The following is a 15,477-nucleotide window of genomic DNA, read 5'->3' as shown; positions in this document are numbered from 1 at the left end:
CAGGTACCTGTCTAAATCTCATAGTGGTCAGATACCTGTCTAATATGCAGTCTTTCAGGGGAGCCTGCCATGCCCACCGCACATGTCCTGGACTCGACGATCTTCTACCGGGAGGTCGGCGCCGGGCCGACCACGACGGTCTTCCTGCACGGCAACCCCACGTCGTCGTATCTGTGGCGGCACATCCTGCCCGTCGCCGGAGCGTTCAGCCGGTGCCTGGCACCCGATCTGATCGGCATGGGGGAGTCCGGCAAGCCCGACATCGCCTACAGCTTCGCTGACCACGCCGAGTACCTCGACGCCTGGTTCGACGCCCTCGACCTCGACCGGGTCGTGCTGGTCGGCCATGACTGGGGCGGCGCGCTCGCCTTCGACTGGGCCGCCCGCCACCCCGGACGGGTGCGCGGCATCGCGTTCACCGAGACGATCGTGAAACCGATGTCGTGGGAGGAGTTCCCAGCTGGTGCCCGCCCGCTGTTCGAATCGATGCGCATGCCCGGTGTCGGTGAGGAACTGGTGCTGGACCAGAACGCCTTCATCGAGCAGGCGTTGCCGCGCACCGTCCCCGGGCTGAGCGAGGAGGACCTGGCGGTCTACGGCCAGCCGTACCCGACCCGGCAGTCCCGGGTTCCGTTGCTGCAATGGCCGCGGGCGATGCCGCTGGACGGGGAGCCCACCGAGGTCGTCGCCAGAATCGATGCCTACGGCCAGTGGCTGGCGGCAAGCGCGGACGTACCCAAACTCCTGCTCGCCTTCGACCCCGGCCCGGGCCTGATGATGAGCGCGCAGATCATCGACTGGTGCGCCGCCAACATGTCCGCTCTGCAGATCGAGACGCACGGAACGGCCGGCCACCACACCCCCGAGGACCAGCCTGAGGCCATCGCCGCCTCGCTCGTCGCATGGCTGGACAAGCACGACCTGCTTGCCGACGGAGAGGGCTGAGGGCGATGCGAGCGATCCGGCAGTATGCGTTCGGCGGCCCCGAGGAACTCCGGTTGGAGGAGGTGCCCGACCTCCACCCGGCCGGTGACCAGGTGCGGATCCGGGTCGAGTCGGCAGGTGTCCACCTGCTGGACACCATCATCCGCCAAGGCGGAGGCGGGCCGCGGGTCGCGCCCCGCCTTCCCATGACACCGGGCCGGGAGGTCGCCGGAACGATCGACGAGGTCGGCGCCGGCGCCGACGCCGCTCTCCTCGGTCGACGCGTCGTGGCTGATCTCGGTCTGGCCAGCGGCGGATACGCCGAACTGGCGCTGGCCCCAGCGGCGGCCGTCCACGTCTTGCCGGACGACGTCGACGCCGACTGCGCCGTGGCCATGGTCGGCACCGGCCGGACGACCATGGCGATCCTCGAACTCGCAGCGCCGACCGCCGCCGACGTCGTCCTGGTCACCGCGGCCGCCGGCGGAATCGGAACCCTGCTGGTCCAGGCATGCCGTTCGGCTGGCGCAACGGTCGTCGGCGTCGCGGGCGGTCCCGACAAGGTTGCGCTCGCCCGCCGGACAGGCGCGGACCACGCCATCGACTACACCTGCCCCGACTGGCCCCACGAGGTACGCCAAGCGGTGGCGGGCAGCCCGGTGACGCTCGCCCTCGACGGGGTCGGCGGCCAGATCGGCCGAAGCGCCCTGGAACTGCTCGGCGTCACCGGGCGCCTGGTGATGTTCGGCTCGTCCTCGGGATCCCTGACCGAACTGTCGACCGGCGACCTGTTCAGCCGGGGCATCAGCGCCGCCTCCGCCATCGGCGCACGCATCCTCCAGCGCCCGGGCGGCACCCGGACACTCGAGCGCGACGCCCTTGAAGCGCTCACCCACAGACGACTCGTCCCGGTGATCGGCCAGCGGTTCGCCCTCACCGACGCGCCCGCCGCCCACATCGCCCTGCAATCCCGCGCCACCACCGGAAAAACGGTCCTGCGCCCATGACCCGCCACACCCCTCACCGAAACAGCAATGGCCGACGGCCGCGGCCGGAACCGGGCGTTCCGGGTCGTCGAAGAAGGGATCAGCATGGAACAACGTCGCCCGCTGGGCTATTGGCTGAAGCTCCTCGACCAGCTCATCGAGGAAAACCTCAACCGAGTGCTCGCGGCGATGGGGCTCCACCGTCGCCACTGGCAGACGATGAACCTGCTCGCCCCAGGGCCCGACTTCGACCGCGCGGGCCAGCGCGGGCCAGCTACGAGAGAGGCGATCGCACAGAGGCTTCGGCCATTCTGGTCCGGGAGTTCGGTCGACCTGGACCAGACGATCGAAGATCTGCAGCGGCGTAGCTGGATCACCGGCCGGGAGCCCTACAGCCTCACCCTCGAGGGGGAGGCCGCGCACGCCGCCCTGGCGCGGAAGGTCGAGCAGGCAGGTCGTCAGATCAGGGATGGAGTGACCGCGGAAAGGTATGCCGGCACCATCGAGGTGCTCCGTCACATGGTATTGAACGCTGAGAAGATGCGGCGAACCACGATCTGAACGCCCCCACCGCTAAGGCTCGGCCGTTGACGACCAGGTCGTCACGCCGGTTTCCTTGAGGATGCTCACCCCGATGCGGTTCGCGATGCCCGCGCCGACGATCTCGCGGTCGAAGTGAACGACGCTCTCTTTCGGGATCCCGTGCAGGTCTGCCGGATCCCGGCGTGTGATTTCGGTATGTGTGCCGGGTCGGCGAGCAACTGGGCCACCTTCTCCCGCGGCAGTGCGATCTCGATCGAGTTGGTGTACTTCATGGCGCGCATTCCTTCCAGGTGTGGGACAACATGCTGTAGTGCTGCTCGTCCCGCTCCTCGACGGAGGGGTCTGACACCCGTCTCGCGACTGACCATTCTCATCGGCGGTTCGAGCGCCAAGGATGCCGGTCAGCCCACCGCAGCGGGATGTCAGGTCGGGTCGGGTGCGTAGAACTTGGTGGTGGCCTCGACTGCGGCCGCGACGTGCTCTGGTTCGCCACCGGCGGCCAGGTGAGCCTCGCCCCAGGCCGCGGCGCTGCGCCGGATGAACTCGCGTCCTTCGGGCGACTGGCGCGCTGGACCGTCCGCATCCGGTGGGCCGCCATCACCACCGTCCGGCCAGCCATCAGGCGCTTGCCGTCCTCCGGGATCGGTGGATCGTCACGTCGATGCCCGCACGGGTGAGGTCACCGGCGAGCAGCAGGCCAGTCGGCCCGGCCCCGACCACGATCACCTCGGCGTCGAGCTCCGTCATTGACACCTCCTCCTGAGGCGGCCGGCCCGCCACGCCGCAACCTCCGCGAGGTAGGTCGGCCTCGAATTTCGGCATGCGGCCGCGCGACGCGAGCCCGGCGCCCGCGGCCACTGCCTCTTCAGGCGCGACGGTACGGCTGCGCGGCGGCCACCGAGTCCGTCAGCCGACGGGCGGCGACGCGACCATACGAGAAAGCCCGGGCGGGTGCCCGGGCTTGTCGGTGACGGCGGTCAGTGCCGCGGCTGGACGGCCCGGGGGTCGGCTGGCCTCCTGGTCGCGGGCAGGGCCCACAGCGCCAGGCAGCCGACCAGGATCCCGCCCACCCAGGCGGTCCAGGCAGCGGCGGCGAGCCCGGTGAAGGAAATGACCCACGGCGCGGCGATCGCCAGCACCGCCCAGATGACGTTGGTCCACTGACTGACCGCCGATGAAGGTTGCGCCAGTGCCCACAGCGCTGTGCAGACGATCAGCGCCCCCATCGTCACCAGAGCCGTCGCCGCACCGGGGTCGGTGTCCGTCCAGATGGGCGCCAGCGCCAGGTACAAGCCGACCGCGATGTTGGTCCAGTCCTGCCAGCGTGTCCATGGCTTCATGGGTTCCTCCTTTGGAATGAAGCCGATCTTTCGCCGGGTTCCTCGGTTAGAAGCACCTCGGTACTTCGAACGCTAGAAATCCCGGCAAGTTTCCGAATCCGTCAAGTGACGCGGCAGGTGACCAGTGCGTTCTCCCTTTCTCAACACGCGAGTGACCCAGGTCACGTTGAAATAAGGGATCGATTACTTATAAGTCAGAACATCAGCACCCGAAGGCCAGGCCGGCCACCCAAGTCCGCCGCGATGGACACCAAGAAGGTGCTGGTCGAGTCGGTACTGGAACTGTTCGCCAGACACAGCTTCGGCGGCACCTCCGTACGCGCGATCACCGAAGCGGCCGGGCTGAGCGAGAGCGTCCTCTACCGCCACTTCGACAACAAGCAGCAGATCTTCGACAAGGTGCTGCACCGGGCGGGGCCGGCCTGTTCGAGAGCGCACGCGACACAGTGGACCCCGAGCCGGCCCGATGGTCATCTAGGGTTGCCCGGACTCGTCACCAACCTCGCCGTCGCGATGGCCTACGGCCGCGACGGCGAGTTGTTCGTGTTCGCCACCGGCCTCGACCAGCGCATCTTCGTCAACCGCAAGCCCGCCGACGCCTGGCTGGGCTGGAAGCAGCCCTCCGCCTCCGACAAGACCACATGCACCGTGGCCGCCGGCCTGGGGCCGGGCGGCAACGTCCTGGTCTTCTACACCGGGCTGGACGGCAAGCTCACGCCGAGAGTCTCGAGTTCATGACGGCCGACAGCCGACGCCCACCGCAACGGCTGCCCGATAGCCGGAAGGCGGTAACTCCAGCACCGGCACCCAGGACTGCGGCCGGTGAGGCACCTCACGGCCGCGGCCACTGTCGCCGGACCGGAGCGCGGGACGGGTGAGAGAGATGGGGCCGATGAGACGGCGAGCAGCTTGGATTCCCCTTGTGTCAAACACGATGCAGTAATAATGCACCGGTCACATGACGGATTCGCGAGTGGATCCGCCCTTTTAGCCTGGCTACCGCCGTGTACGGAGAGCGAAGTCAGGAGTAGGAAATGAAAGCATTGGCCGCGGCCGCGCTTCTTGTCACTGCCGCTGTGGGGACCGCTGTTGTGGGGGCCGCCCCAGTGGTGCCCGCATATGCCGACGGCGCAGGGAGTTCAAGTGGCGGCGTCATCGAGAGCAACGCTCAGCAAGCCAATAAGGTCTACGTATGGCGCGCCAGAGGATGCACCGGGCCATGGGCGTCGATCTACATGCAGGACGCGGACCTGCGGAACAACTTCTTCACGGACGGGACCTCCGTCTACAATCGGATCAGCGGGTTCGCCAACGAGAACGACTATTACCTCGCCGTTTACGATGGGCTTAACTACCAAGGTGACAGTGACTATTTTCCGCGTAGATACACGGCCTGCGATATCTATACGTGGGATAATAGGATCTCGTCACTCAAGCTGCTGTGATGTGTGCACGGCTGCTTATCTGGACAGGCGTTTCCGCTCTCGTTGTAGCTGGTTGCGGCGTCCCCCTGGCACGACATTCCTCCGCCGGAGGAACGCGCGGCATGGAGGTCGGCATCGCGGTGGAGCCCTACTTCCGTACGCTACATCTGCCGTTTGACGCCTACCGGCCCAATTCCGCTGATCTGGTTCTCACCGACCGTGCGGCCGACGTCTTGACTAAGAGATGCATGGCGGCCAGGCGAGAAACGTGGCGCGAAATCACGGAAACCGATGTTGGCGATGTTCGCTATATCACCCACCGGAGGCGATACGGTCTCGCAGAAGATGAGGTGGCACGGCGCGTCGGCTATCACCTGCCGCAGGATCCGGGCGTGCTGTTTGTGCGAAGGTTGCGAGCGGAGCGTGACAGCGCCCTTCGCCCCACGGCCCGCGTCGCCGCCTATGGAAAAGACGGCAAGGGCGGATGTGTTAAGGAGGCGCTGGATTACGTGAACCGGTTCGCGCTCACCGAGGACCGGGCATTCGTGCACCGGCTCGGAACCCAAACATTTGATAGCGCCTGGACACGTCCTGCCGCAGAACGGGCGGTCGAACAGTGGAGCAGTTGCATGGCGATGGCGGGTTTCGCATACAAGGGCCCCGGAGAAGCGGGAATCATTTCCCGATGGGGCGGCCCGGCGAGCAAGCCCACCCCGCAGGAGATCGCCACAGCGACAGCTGATGTCACGTGCAAGAAGGCGACCAATCTGGTGCCGATTCTGGTCCGCGTGGAGTCGAAGCTTCAGGAGCAGGTTCTGCGTCAGGAGAAGGAGAAGTTCGCCGCCATCGCCGCGCGAATCGGCCAGATGAGGAGTCGGTTGACATCGATCGTCCAGGGCTCATCCTCCGGGGTCACGTTATGAGCTGTGTCTGGGTAAGTTTCGCGGTTCACATGGGGGAACAGACGTTCGGCCTGCTTGATGTCGTTATGGATTTGGTGTGCCCCGGTTGAGTGGCCTATGCCGTTTAGATGCTGATCTTGCTGGTTGAAGCGCCCCGGGTTCGGTGGAGAATCAAGGAAGCTCGGAAGATCCTTTACGGCGCTTCCGCTCCGAACCAGCCGGTGGCTCCGTCGAAGCCGAAAGCTGAACCGCTCACGGTGGTTCCGTTAGGCCTGTCGATCTCGGAGGTCGTCGAGCGCTAGAAGGAGCTTCAGGACCAGCACCCCGGATGCTGAGGTGCGGCGAGGACGAGCCAACCACTGGGAGCTCTGGCCTAGACCCTCAACGTCCTTCGGAGCGTGAAGCTGTCGGTGAGCTTCAGTTGTTCCGCTTTGCCAACCCCATCGCCGTGGTGGTCAGGCGGCACCGGTGTATGCGGCCATCTGACCAAGTCCGATGCGGAGTTGATGGAGACGTTGCGTCAGATGCCCCCTCCTTCGCGTCGACCCAGCTCAGCAGCCCCGGCTGAAGGAGATCCACGCCAACCTCATCGACCGCCTCGCCGAGGCCAAAGAACAGGGCTGGCTCGGCGAAATGGCTGCCATCGAAACCACCCTCGCTGCCGCCGGCCAGAAGCTCCAAGCCATGCAAGAAGCAACCATCCACACGACCGTCGTCAGCCTCGGCATGCCCGATATCCGCCGCTCCGTCGGACGCTCCACCGGGAGCGGAACATGACCAACCAGCATCCGACTGCACTGGTCCGAGAGCGCCCGCTACCTTGCTTATGTGACGATCAGGAAGATCAACGGCAGCTGGGTCGGAGACGACATCAATGACCTGGTCGCCTATTTCGGCGCCAATCCGAACGAATATGTCGCGCATCAGGTGGTTGTGGCACATTGCACTCACTGCACAGGTCAGGTCTTCGTCCTCGAGACCGACGAATCCTCGACATGCGTGCGCCGCACATGCGCCCAATGCGACCAGACCGCCTACATGCTCGACAGCGAGGAGCACTGGCCCACCACAGAGGAAGAGGCTGAGGCCAGCTACTTCGTCGAGTGCACCTGCGGCTCGGACCAGTTCGAGACGGCAGTCGGTTTCACCTTCTACGACGACACGCCGACCTCTGACATCCGCTGGGTCAGCATCGCGGTCCGATGCACGACCGACGGGCTCATCGGCTACTGCGCGAACTGGAAAATCGGCTATGGGCCCTCACATCAGCTGGTCGACTCGGTCTGAAACGCCGGCACCCGGGACACGCCCGACGCTCCAACTACACTCATCAGCCACCGTCACGTTCCGTCATCGACCCGGTCCTCATGGCTTTGAGCTCCAGCGAGATCAGTTCGGTTAAGCAGCTGTGCTTGTGAACGCATGGGGTGCCGAACGCGCGGCCGCAGGTCCCGGCCGCGACCTTTCTGAGCTCGAAATTTCTCTGCACTTTGCAAGTCGTGATGCCGTGGGATCATTCGCTCCGTGAGCGAGGGCGCTAGCGAAGTGCAGTCGTTGCCTGATCGGCTGGCGGCAGCGGTCCTGGCTGCGGCCGCTGAGATGATGAACGTGAGGCTGGTGGCCAGCGGAGTGAGCGCGGACGACGCCAAGCAGATCACCTGGATCGTGCAGCATCCGTTCGAGGTGCGTGGAGGTCGGCTGTATGGCCGATTGCCCGCGGATCATGCTACGCGAGTTCTTCGAGCGCCTGCTCGCAGCACATGGATACCTGAACGAGACCAAGCGGTGAAATATCCCGTAAGACCCACCTTGGCTAGTCAGCCGCCATCCTGGGAGCACACTGATCGGCATGTCGAATGCCGCCCGTGCCTCGCCCAAGCGAGCGCTAACACGGCTGAGCGCGTAGGGCCCGATGTGGAGCGCGTTGGTCACCGATCGCTGGTCAGTTGGTTTGCGCCTGCCGCCACGCTTTCTCGCGAAGCAGGCGTAGGCCGTTCAGGCCGACGATGACGGTCGAGCCCTCGTGTCCGGCCACTCCGAGGGGCAGCGGCAGCTCGCCCGTCAGGTCCCATATGACCAGGCCGGCGATGAACACCCCTGCGATGACCAGGTTCTGCACGATGAGGCGTCTGGCCTGGCGGGAGAGGGCCACCGCGGCCGGGATGGCGGCGAGTTCGTCCCGTACGACCACGGCGTCGGCGGTCTCCAGGGCGAGGTCGGAGCCGGCCCGGCCCATGGCGATGCCGCTGTGCGCGGTGGCCAGCGCGGGAGCGTCGTTGACGCCGTCGCCGACGACCAGCACCTTACGGCCGGCGTCCTGGAGCTGCCGTACGACGCCGACCTTGTCCTGTGGCAGCAGTCCGGCGCGTACGTCGGTGATGCCGACCTGGCCGGCCAAGTGGGCGGCCGCGCGTGCGTTGTCGCCGGTGACCAGCACCGGGGTGCTGCCGGTCAGGGTGGTGAGTGAGGCGACGGTGGCGGCGGCGTCGGGCCGCAGGCGGTCGGTGATGCCGAGCACCCCGACCGGTGAGCCGTCGCGGGTGACCAGGACGGTGGTGCGGCCCTGAGCCTTCAGGCCAGCGGCGTCCTGTTCGACCGGGTTGTGCGGCAGGCGGCCGGGGCTGCCGACCGTGACTTCGGCCCCGTCGACTGTGGCAGTCACGCCGAGGCCGGGGGTGGAGGTGAAGTTCTCCGCTTTCGCCACGTGGAGGCCGCGCTCGCATGCCGCGACGGTGATGGCGCGTCCGAGAGGGTGCTCGCTGGGGCGTTCGGCCGCGGCGGCCAGGGTGAGCACCTCGTCCACGTTCAGGTCGGCCGTCGGGCGGATGTCGACGACCTGCGGGACGCCTTCGGTGAGAGTGCCGGTCTTGTCCATGGCGACCGTGTCGATCTGGCCCAGGCGTTCCATGACGACAGCGGACTTGATCAGTACGCCGTGCCGTCCGGCGTTGGCGATCGCCGACAGCAGTGGCGGCATGGTCGCCAGCACCACCGCGCACGGCGATGCAACGATCATGAACGTCATCGCACGCAGCAGCGTGGATTCCAGGTCGGCGCCGAGCATCAGCGGCAGCGTGAACAACGTTACCGTGGCGATCACCATGCCGATGGAGTAGCGCTGCTCGACCTTCTCGATGAACAGCTGGGTGGGCGCCTTGGTTTTGGATGCCTCCTCGACCATGGCCACGATCCGGGCGATCGCTGAGTCCGAGGGCTCCCGTTCGATCCGTACGTGCAGGGCGCCGCTGCCGTTAAGGGTGCCGGCGAACACCTCGTCGCCTGCCTGTTTGGTCACGGGCAGCGGTTCTCCGGTGATGGTCGCCTGGTCGATCTCGCTGGCCCCGTCCAGTACGCGTCCGTCGGCGCCGACCCGTTCGCCGGGTCGGATCAGGATGACTTCGCCGATCGCGAGGTGGCTCGTGGGGATGGTTTCCTCGCCGCCTTCCTCGGTGATGCGGCAGGCCGTGGTGGGGGCCAGGTCGAGCAGGCTGCGTACGGAGTCCTCGGTGCGTTTGGTGGCCACCGCCTCAAGTGCGCCGGAGGTGGCGAAGATGACGATGAGCAGGGCACCGTCGAAGACCTGTCCGATCGCGGCGGCGCCGATGGCCGCCGCGACCATGAGGAGGTCCACGTCCAGTCGTGGTTCGCGCAACGCCCGCAGGCCCGCGAGTCCGGGCTCCCAGCCGCCGGCGGCGTAGCACGACAGGTAGAGGCTCCACCACAACCACGACGGCGTCCCAGCCAACTGGCAGAGGCCGCCTGCGGCGAACAGGGCGACGGCGATCGCGGCCCAGCGCACCTCCGGCAGCGACCACGTGCCGACGCTCCACGGTGCGGCGCGCCGGCGCTCGGGGGCGGCCTGGGCAGTGCTCAGATCGGTGATCACCACGCCATCGTATATGCGTATATATGCAGATATGCAAGCGGGTTAGGCTGGGGGCATGCACACGTCGCTGTCCGGCTTCGACATGCCGTCCGAAGAGCAGGTGCACCTGGCGGCCGAGTCGTTCCGGCTGCTGTCAGACCCCACCCGCATCAAGATCCTGTGGGCGCTCCTGCAGGGCGAGTCGTCGGTCGCCTGCCTGGCCGAACTCGCCGACGCGGCTCCCACCGCCGTCAGTCAGCACCTGGCCAAGCTCCGCCTGGCCGGCCTGGTCAAGGGGCGCCGGGAGGGCACGTTCGTCTACTACACCGCCGCCGACGAGCACGTACGCCGCCTGCTCACCCAGGGGCTGTATCACGCCGACCGCATCGACCGTGGCGACGATCATGAGCTGGCGCGGGAGGAATAGGGAAGCAGGGCCCCTGGCGGGCCAGTAGCTCTTCGTGCCGTCCCTGTTCGGCGACGCGGCCTTCGTCGAGGACGACGATGCGGTCCGCGGCGCGGACGGTGCTCAGCCGGTGCGCGATGACCAGGACGGTACGGTCGCGCGCGACCTCGCTGAGCGCGTCCTGGATGCGGGCCTCGTTCTCCGGGTCGGCGCTCGCGGTCGCCTCGTCGAGCACCAGCACCGGCCGGTCGGCCAGGATGGCGCGGGCGATGCACACCCGCTGCCGCTCGCCGCCGGACAGCTCCGCGTCCTCGCCGGCCACGGAGTCCAGGCCGCGCGGCAACTCGTCGAGGCGGTCGAGGATCTGCGCCTTGGCCGCCGCCGCGCGCACGGCCTCCTCGCTGGCGTCCGGGCGGGCCAGGCGGATGTTGTCGCGGATGCTCATCCGCAGCAGCGCCGAATCCTGGAAGACGAAGGCCACATGCCGGTACAGCTCGGCCGGATCGAGGTCGCGAAGGTCGACCCCGTACAGCTTCACCGAGCCTTCTTGCGGGTCGTCGAAGCGGGGCAGCAGCTTGGCCAGGATGGACTTGCCGGAGCCGGACGGGCCGACCAGCGCGGTGACCGTGCCCCGTTCCAGGTCGAGATCGACGCCGTCGAGCGCGACCGTGTCACCGTAGGCGAACCGGACGCCGCGCATGCGCACCACCGGGCCGAGAGCGTCAGGGTCGGGGACAACCGGGTTGGCCGGGACCGGCAGCTCCGGCGTTGCGAGCACCTCTCGGATGCCCCGCGCCACGCTGAGTGCCGTGACCAGCGGGTGGATCGACATCATGACTGACATCAGGCCCGCCGTGGTGACGGTGCCGAAGACCAGGAACGCGATGAAGCTGACCAGCGGCAACTGGCCGGCGGCGGTGAGGACCGATCTGCAGTTCCATCCTGGCGAGGTTCTGGCCGAGGCACTGGTGCGGGCCGTATCCGAAGGCGAGGTGGTGGCGGGCTCCGCGCTCGATGTCCAGTTCGGCCGGGTTCGTGAATGCCGCCGGGTCCCGGTTGGCTGACAGGGCCGAGACGATGACGCCTTCGCCGGCCTTGATGCTCACCCCGCCGGTCTCCACGTCTTCGGTGGCCACCCGGGCGGTGACCGTGTCGGTGATGGTGAAATAGCGCAGCAGTTCCTCCACGGCTCCGGGTGTCCTGCCCGGGTCGGCCCTGATCAGGGCCAGCTGCTCCGGGTGGGTGAGCAGGCCGAGCACACCGAGGGAGATCATGTTCGCGGTGGTCTCGTGTCCGGCGGTCAGCAGCAGGAAGGCCTGGCTCACCAGGGCCGTGTGGTCGAGGGCGCCTTCCTGGCGTTGCCGGGCGATCTGCCGGCCGAGCAGGTCGTCGCCGGGTTCGGACTCCTTGCGGGTGACCAGGTCGTCGAAGTAGGCGCGCAGTTCGGCGAAGGCTCGCAGGCGGTCTTCCTGCGAGGCCAGACTCACCATCATGGTGGTGCGGCTCTGGAAGAAGTCGTGGTCGGTGTAGGGGACGCCGAGCAGCTCGCAGATCACCAGGGAGGGCACAGGCAGGGACAGCGCCTGCACCAGGTCGACCGGCCGCTGGTCGGTGGCGAGCATGCCGTCGACGAAGTGGTCGACGATGTCCTGGATGCGCGGGCGCAGCGCGGCCAGCCGCTTCACGGTGAACTCGCCGATCACCGGGCGGCGGGCGCGGCGTGTTCCGCGCCGTCACCTGCACCCCATCGACCTAGCGCAGGTCGGCGTGGATGCGAGGCGCCCCGTAGATCGCCTCAGATGCCTGGTGGTGCCGGCGGATCCGCTCGGTCAGCACCTGGTCCTGCCGAGCCCGCTCCAAAGGGCCGCGACACTGCCGGGCCGCCCAGGCGGCTGATCGGTGTGGTCTCACATCGGGCTCGCCCAATCTGTGACATGACACACATCATGCGACCACGTTGTCACAAACGATCGGGTCGCCATCGTCCCGTTTTCATCCGTGTTCAACACCACGAGTGAGGACGATTCATGGAATCCCTATTCCACCTGTTGGACAGCACGACTGCCGCGAAGTTTGTCAAGCGGTTCTACAACGCTTGGTTAGCCCTGGACCGGTCGACGCTGCCGAAGCCTCTGCGGGAACAAGTCGAACTGCGCGTCAGCCAGATCAACGGCTGCGGTTTCTGCACCGACCTCCACACCAGGGAGGCCGCGGCGGCTGGCGAGTCATCGGTCCGGCTCAACCAGGTCGCTGCCTGGCGCGAGTCGACCGTGTTCGCGGAGGCCGAGCTATGTCATTGTGCGCAACCCAGGGGGTTCCTACCAGCCCGGCATGTTCGCCGCGCTGATTCAGGACTGATCGGAGATCATGAGCCCCGGCCCGGCCATGGTCGTTCGATCCGGGCCGGGCCCAGGGCGCTACGCACAAGCGCGATGGCCCGCGCCCGCGCCCGCATCGCCACCTGAGCGGTCTCGATTCCGCCCATGCACTTCGACGTACATCCACTGGAACTCATATGGAGGCAAAGCAATGGATCTGCACCTGACTAACAAGATCGCCGTCGTCACCGGCGCCAGCCGGGGGATCGGCCTCGCGATCGCCCGCGCGTTGGCCGCGGAAGGCGTCACGGTGATCGGGGCCGCCCGAACGATCACGGACGAATTGACCCGCAACAGCGCCGACGCCATCGCCGTCGACCTGTCGACCCCGACCGGACCCGGGGAGCTCGTCCAGTCCGTCCTCGACCGGCACGGCGACATCGACATCCTGGTCAACAACGTCGGCGGCGGCGATCCGGCCGACCTGCGCGGCTTCAACGACTACGACGACGCCATCTGGCAGCGGACGTTCGACCTCAACTTCTTTGCTGCCGTCCGCGCGTGCCGTGCCGCCTTGCCGAGCCTGCTGCGACGCCGAGGAGTGATCATCAACATCTCCTCGGCCGGCGCACGCCTGCCACACCTCGGCCCAGTCCCCTACAACGCCGCCAAGGCGGCACTCAACGCGTTCGGCAAGGCCCTCGCCCAGGAGTACGCCGACCGCGGCGTCCGGGCCGTCACCGTCTCCCCGGCCGGCACCCGAACCGAGCTCTGGACCGAACCCGGCGGCTTCGGCGCAACCCTCGCCGCTGCCCAGGGCATAAGTCACGAAGAACTGCTCAAGAACGCCGCGACGGCGGCAGGCATCAGCTCCGGGGAACTCATCGAGCCCGACCATGTGGCATCCATGGTGACGTACCTGGCATCGCCATTGGCCATCAGTGCTACCGGAAACAACTACCTCGTCGACGGGGGCGCGGTGAAAGCAGTCTGACCGGCAATCGCCTCTTCCACGCGCCCCAGCAGACAGGAGATCGACCGTGTACGACAGGAGCGCTGCTCTCAAGGTGATGCGGGTAAGGCCGAGATCGTGAATGTGCGTCTGGACGCGCCCGACAGTAGCGGCGTTCGAGCGACGAACTGGCTCGTGGTGGCGCTGTGCTTCCTCCCGATCGTCATGGACGGGTTCGACGCGACGGCGCTGTCGCTGGCGGTCCCCGCCCTCGCCGAGAGCTGGGGGCTGGCGCCGGCGGCCTTCACGGTTCCACTGGTGGCGACGAGCGTCGGCGTGTTCGCCGGCTACTTGGGGTCCGGATGGCTGGCGCAGCGGTTCGGCCGTCGCCGGTTGCTGATCGGCAGCGTCGGCCTGTTCTCACTCGGCACGATGATCATCGCGGTCGTCCTCCCCGCGCACTCGATCGAGGCGCTGGGGGTCGTTCGCCTGGTGACCGGGCTGGGGTTCGGCGGGGCGCTCCCGTCCGCGGTGGCGGTCGCGACGGACTTCAGCTCGAACCGGCGACGTGACGTCGTGTCCCTGCTGATGGCGCTCGGGGTCGCGTCGGGTGCCACCGCGGCGGGCTTCGTCTACCTGCCGCTGATCGCCTCGGTCGGCGTGACCGGGCTGTTCTGGCTGGCCGGAGCGGTCTCTGCGGTGCTGGTGCTCCCCATGGCGATGTTCCTGCCGCCGGAACCGGCCGCCCGACAGGTCGCCGGCGGCGCCCCGCGCGGCGAGCGCGTCGGGCAGCTGTTCGCCCGCGGCGTGCGGATCAACACGCTCCTGCTCTGGCTGTACGCATTCCTCGTGTTCACGGTGTCCACCGCGCTGTCGGTGTGGGCGCCCGTCCTGCTCACGGATCTTGGGGTCTCGGCGGCCGAGGCGCCGCTGGGGCTGGCGTTCATCTACCTCGGGGCGATCGTCGGCGGGGTGGCCATGATCCCGCTCGCGGCCTGGGCCGGTATCGGCCGGATGCTGATCGCGATGCCGGTGCTCACCGCGATGCTGATACCGGCGTCGGTCAGCCTGGGGCTCGGCGGCCTGGGGTTGCTGATCGCGCTGTGCGGGGTCGGTGCCGCGGTCAGCGCCAGCCAGAACGGCCAGCTGGCGATGGCCGTCGCGCTGTACCCGCGCGAGCAGCGGACGACCGGGATCGGGTGGTCCTCGGCCATGGGCCGGGCCGGTTCGGTCGCGGGACCGGGCCTGACCGGCACCCTGCTGGCGCTGGGGACCTCGGCCAGCACGATCTTCTACCTCGCCGCGGGCGCCATGGTCGTCGCGGTCGGCTGCGCCGCGCTGCTGCGAGCGAGCATGCGCAGCGGGGCACGAGCGTCCTGACCCGCCGCGCGGCCTCCTCAGCCCGGCAGCGGGCGGCCGGTGGACTCGCTAGCGCAGCACGGCAAGCGTGGACAGCAGCGCCGGCATCATCATGTAGAGCCCCGGCACCACTGCCGGCCTTCACGGTTCCGCTGGTGGTGACGAGCGTCGGCGCGATCCGGGCCGGGCCACGGCGTCCCGATCGAGCGGAGTCGCCTACCGCGCAGCACCATTTTGCGGTATTCAGGCTCCCACGCTGTCATAGCTCTGGGTCGCGTGGCGTCTCATGGCTAACTGGTCGGGTTCGTAAGTTCTTCGAGGGTTACGCGGCGCTCTCCAGCACGGCAAGCTGATCGGTGCAGTCAGCGGGCTGCATGACTACTTGGTGGCGTCTGGCCCGCGCGATTCGCGGACGGCGTCGATGAACACGGTTTCGGGGGTACCGGTGCGGCGGGCCG

At 67.6% G+C, this 15,477-nt stretch carries 18 protein-coding genes; 12 read left to right on the top strand and 6 right to left on the bottom strand.

Annotation, left to right across the window (positions count from 1 at the left end):
* Positions 1 to 69: 69 nt before the first annotated feature.
* From ACTWPV_RS43280 to ACTWPV_RS43270, 3 genes are read left to right on the top strand one after another with little or no spacing between them, the layout of a single operon-like run.
* Complete coding sequence (locus ACTWPV_RS43280) at positions 70 to 945, top strand: haloalkane dehalogenase (RefSeq protein WP_443156232.1); 876 nt, start codon at positions 70 to 72, stop codon at positions 943 to 945.
* Positions 946 to 950: 5 nt separating this feature from the next.
* Entirely contained in the window at positions 951 to 1,931 is a 981-nt protein-coding gene (locus tag ACTWPV_RS43275; protein ID WP_443156231.1) for a zinc-binding dehydrogenase, read from the top strand.
* Between the two features lie 27 nt (positions 1,932 to 1,958).
* Positions 1,959 to 2,471: a MarR family winged helix-turn-helix transcriptional regulator gene (locus ACTWPV_RS43270; protein WP_443156230.1), complete on the top strand. Its 513-nt coding sequence runs from the start codon at positions 1,959 to 1,961 to the stop codon at positions 2,469 to 2,471.
* A 600-nt stretch (positions 2,472 to 3,071) separates the two neighbouring features.
* Here ACTWPV_RS43270 and ACTWPV_RS43265 read toward each other — a convergent pair.
* Positions 3,072 to 3,200, bottom strand: coding sequence for an FAD-dependent monooxygenase (locus tag ACTWPV_RS43265; RefSeq protein WP_443156229.1), 129 nt, complete (start codon positions 3,198 to 3,200; stop codon positions 3,072 to 3,074).
* Between the two features lie 230 nt (positions 3,201 to 3,430).
* On the bottom strand, positions 3,431 to 3,793 hold the full coding sequence (locus tag ACTWPV_RS43260; protein ID WP_443156228.1) for an SPW repeat protein: 363 nt from the start codon (positions 3,791 to 3,793) through the stop codon (positions 3,431 to 3,433).
* A gap of 243 nt (positions 3,794 to 4,036) precedes the next feature.
* Between ACTWPV_RS43260 and ACTWPV_RS43255 the strand changes: the two genes are divergently transcribed.
* The 4 genes from ACTWPV_RS43255 to ACTWPV_RS43240 all read left to right on the top strand — a co-directional run bounded on the left by ACTWPV_RS43255 (position 4,037) and on the right by ACTWPV_RS43240 (position 6,421).
* Positions 4,037 to 4,531, top strand: coding sequence for a TetR family transcriptional regulator (locus ACTWPV_RS43255; protein ID WP_443156227.1), 495 nt, complete (start codon positions 4,037 to 4,039; stop codon positions 4,529 to 4,531).
* A 296-nt stretch (positions 4,532 to 4,827) separates the two neighbouring features.
* Positions 4,828 to 5,238 (top strand): hypothetical protein, encoded by a 411-nt coding sequence (locus ACTWPV_RS43250; RefSeq protein WP_443156226.1) that lies wholly within the window; start codon positions 4,828 to 4,830, stop codon positions 5,236 to 5,238.
* Between the two features lie 101 nt (positions 5,239 to 5,339).
* On the top strand, positions 5,340 to 6,140 hold the full coding sequence (locus tag ACTWPV_RS43245; protein WP_443156225.1) for a hypothetical protein: 801 nt from the start codon (positions 5,340 to 5,342) through the stop codon (positions 6,138 to 6,140).
* A 107-nt stretch (positions 6,141 to 6,247) separates the two neighbouring features.
* Entirely contained in the window at positions 6,248 to 6,421 is a 174-nt protein-coding gene (locus ACTWPV_RS43240) for a hypothetical protein (RefSeq protein WP_443156224.1), read from the top strand.
* 115 nt (positions 6,422 to 6,536) lie between these two features.
* Here ACTWPV_RS43240 and ACTWPV_RS43235 read toward each other — a convergent pair whose 3' ends face one another.
* A complete protein-coding gene (locus tag ACTWPV_RS43235) occupies positions 6,537 to 6,800 on the bottom strand; it encodes a hypothetical protein (protein WP_443156223.1) in 264 nt (87 codons plus the stop codon).
* 147 nt (positions 6,801 to 6,947) lie between these two features.
* Between ACTWPV_RS43235 and ACTWPV_RS43230 the strand changes: the two genes are divergently transcribed.
* Positions 6,948 to 7,406, top strand: a complete 459-nt coding sequence (locus tag ACTWPV_RS43230; RefSeq protein WP_443156222.1) for a hypothetical protein — start codon at positions 6,948 to 6,950, stop codon at positions 7,404 to 7,406.
* Positions 7,407 to 8,061: 655 nt separating this feature from the next.
* On the opposite strand, the gene ACTWPV_RS43225 is transcribed toward ACTWPV_RS43230, so the two are convergent.
* Positions 8,062 to 10,005, bottom strand: coding sequence for a heavy metal translocating P-type ATPase (locus ACTWPV_RS43225; RefSeq protein WP_443156221.1), 1,944 nt, complete (start codon positions 10,003 to 10,005; stop codon positions 8,062 to 8,064).
* 55 nt (positions 10,006 to 10,060) lie between these two features.
* Between ACTWPV_RS43225 and ACTWPV_RS43220 the strand changes: the two genes are divergently transcribed.
* Complete coding sequence (locus ACTWPV_RS43220; protein ID WP_443156220.1) at positions 10,061 to 10,411, top strand: ArsR/SmtB family transcription factor; 351 nt, start codon at positions 10,061 to 10,063, stop codon at positions 10,409 to 10,411.
* Here the strand turns inward: ACTWPV_RS43220 and ACTWPV_RS43215 are convergent.
* Both ACTWPV_RS43215 and ACTWPV_RS43210 read right to left on the bottom strand, forming a co-directional pair.
* Entirely contained in the window at positions 10,341 to 11,168 is an 828-nt protein-coding gene (locus tag ACTWPV_RS43215) for an ABC transporter ATP-binding protein (protein WP_443156219.1), read from the bottom strand. The genes ACTWPV_RS43220 and ACTWPV_RS43215 overlap by 71 nt on opposite strands.
* Complete coding sequence (locus ACTWPV_RS43210; RefSeq protein ID WP_443156218.1) at positions 11,113 to 12,093, bottom strand: cytochrome P450; 981 nt, start codon at positions 12,091 to 12,093, stop codon at positions 11,113 to 11,115. Before ACTWPV_RS43210 ends, ACTWPV_RS43215 begins: the two co-directional genes overlap by 56 nt.
* A gap of 324 nt (positions 12,094 to 12,417) precedes the next feature.
* Between ACTWPV_RS43210 and ACTWPV_RS43205 the strand changes: the two genes are divergently transcribed.
* The 3 genes from ACTWPV_RS43205 to ACTWPV_RS43195 all read left to right on the top strand — a co-directional run bounded on the left by ACTWPV_RS43205 (position 12,418) and on the right by ACTWPV_RS43195 (position 15,040).
* Positions 12,418 to 12,855 carry a carboxymuconolactone decarboxylase family protein gene (locus tag ACTWPV_RS43205; protein WP_443156217.1) on the top strand — a complete coding sequence of 146 codons (438 nt, stop codon included), beginning with the start codon at positions 12,418 to 12,420 and terminating at the stop codon, positions 12,853 to 12,855.
* A 64-nt stretch (positions 12,856 to 12,919) separates the two neighbouring features.
* Positions 12,920 to 13,702, top strand: a complete 783-nt coding sequence (locus tag ACTWPV_RS43200; protein WP_347650145.1) for an SDR family NAD(P)-dependent oxidoreductase — start codon at positions 12,920 to 12,922, stop codon at positions 13,700 to 13,702.
* A 96-nt stretch (positions 13,703 to 13,798) separates the two neighbouring features.
* On the top strand, positions 13,799 to 15,040 hold the full coding sequence (locus ACTWPV_RS43195) for an MFS transporter (RefSeq protein ID WP_443156216.1): 1,242 nt from the start codon (positions 13,799 to 13,801) through the stop codon (positions 15,038 to 15,040).
* The last annotated feature ends 437 nt before the right edge of the window (positions 15,041 to 15,477 follow it).

This window comes from Nonomuraea sp. KM88 (assembly GCF_052245635.1).
GTDB lineage: Bacteria > Actinomycetota > Actinomycetes > Streptosporangiales > Streptosporangiaceae > Nonomuraea.
Note: the sequence above shows the minus strand (reverse complement) of the source record. Positions and strands in the feature narration are given on the sequence as shown.

Excerpts from the sequence above, each read along its gene's own strand:
- ACTWPV_RS43280 (WP_443156232.1), top strand. The coding sequence starts at position 70 with ATGCCCACCGCACATGTCCTGGACTCGACGATCTTCTACCGGGAGGTC.
- ACTWPV_RS43275 (WP_443156231.1), top strand. The coding sequence starts at position 951 with ATGCGAGCGATCCGGCAGTATGCGTTCGGCGGCCCCGAGGAACTCCGG.
- ACTWPV_RS43270 (WP_443156230.1), top strand. The coding sequence starts at position 1,959 with ATGGCCGACGGCCGCGGCCGGAACCGGGCGTTCCGGGTCGTCGAAGAA.
- ACTWPV_RS43265 (WP_443156229.1), bottom strand. The coding sequence starts at position 3,200 with ATGACGGAGCTCGACGCCGAGGTGATCGTGGTCGGGGCCGGGCCGACT.
- ACTWPV_RS43260 (WP_443156228.1), bottom strand. The coding sequence starts at position 3,793 with ATGAAGCCATGGACACGCTGGCAGGACTGGACCAACATCGCGGTCGGC.
- ACTWPV_RS43255 (WP_443156227.1), top strand. The coding sequence starts at position 4,037 with ATGGACACCAAGAAGGTGCTGGTCGAGTCGGTACTGGAACTGTTCGCC.
- ACTWPV_RS43250 (WP_443156226.1), top strand. The coding sequence starts at position 4,828 with ATGAAAGCATTGGCCGCGGCCGCGCTTCTTGTCACTGCCGCTGTGGGG.
- ACTWPV_RS43245 (WP_443156225.1), top strand. The coding sequence starts at position 5,340 with ATGGAGGTCGGCATCGCGGTGGAGCCCTACTTCCGTACGCTACATCTG.
- ACTWPV_RS43240 (WP_443156224.1), top strand. The coding sequence starts at position 6,248 with ATGCTGATCTTGCTGGTTGAAGCGCCCCGGGTTCGGTGGAGAATCAAG.
- ACTWPV_RS43220 (WP_443156220.1), top strand. The coding sequence starts at position 10,061 with ATGCACACGTCGCTGTCCGGCTTCGACATGCCGTCCGAAGAGCAGGTG.
- ACTWPV_RS43205 (WP_443156217.1), top strand. The coding sequence starts at position 12,418 with ATGGAATCCCTATTCCACCTGTTGGACAGCACGACTGCCGCGAAGTTT.
- ACTWPV_RS43200 (WP_347650145.1), top strand. The coding sequence starts at position 12,920 with ATGGATCTGCACCTGACTAACAAGATCGCCGTCGTCACCGGCGCCAGC.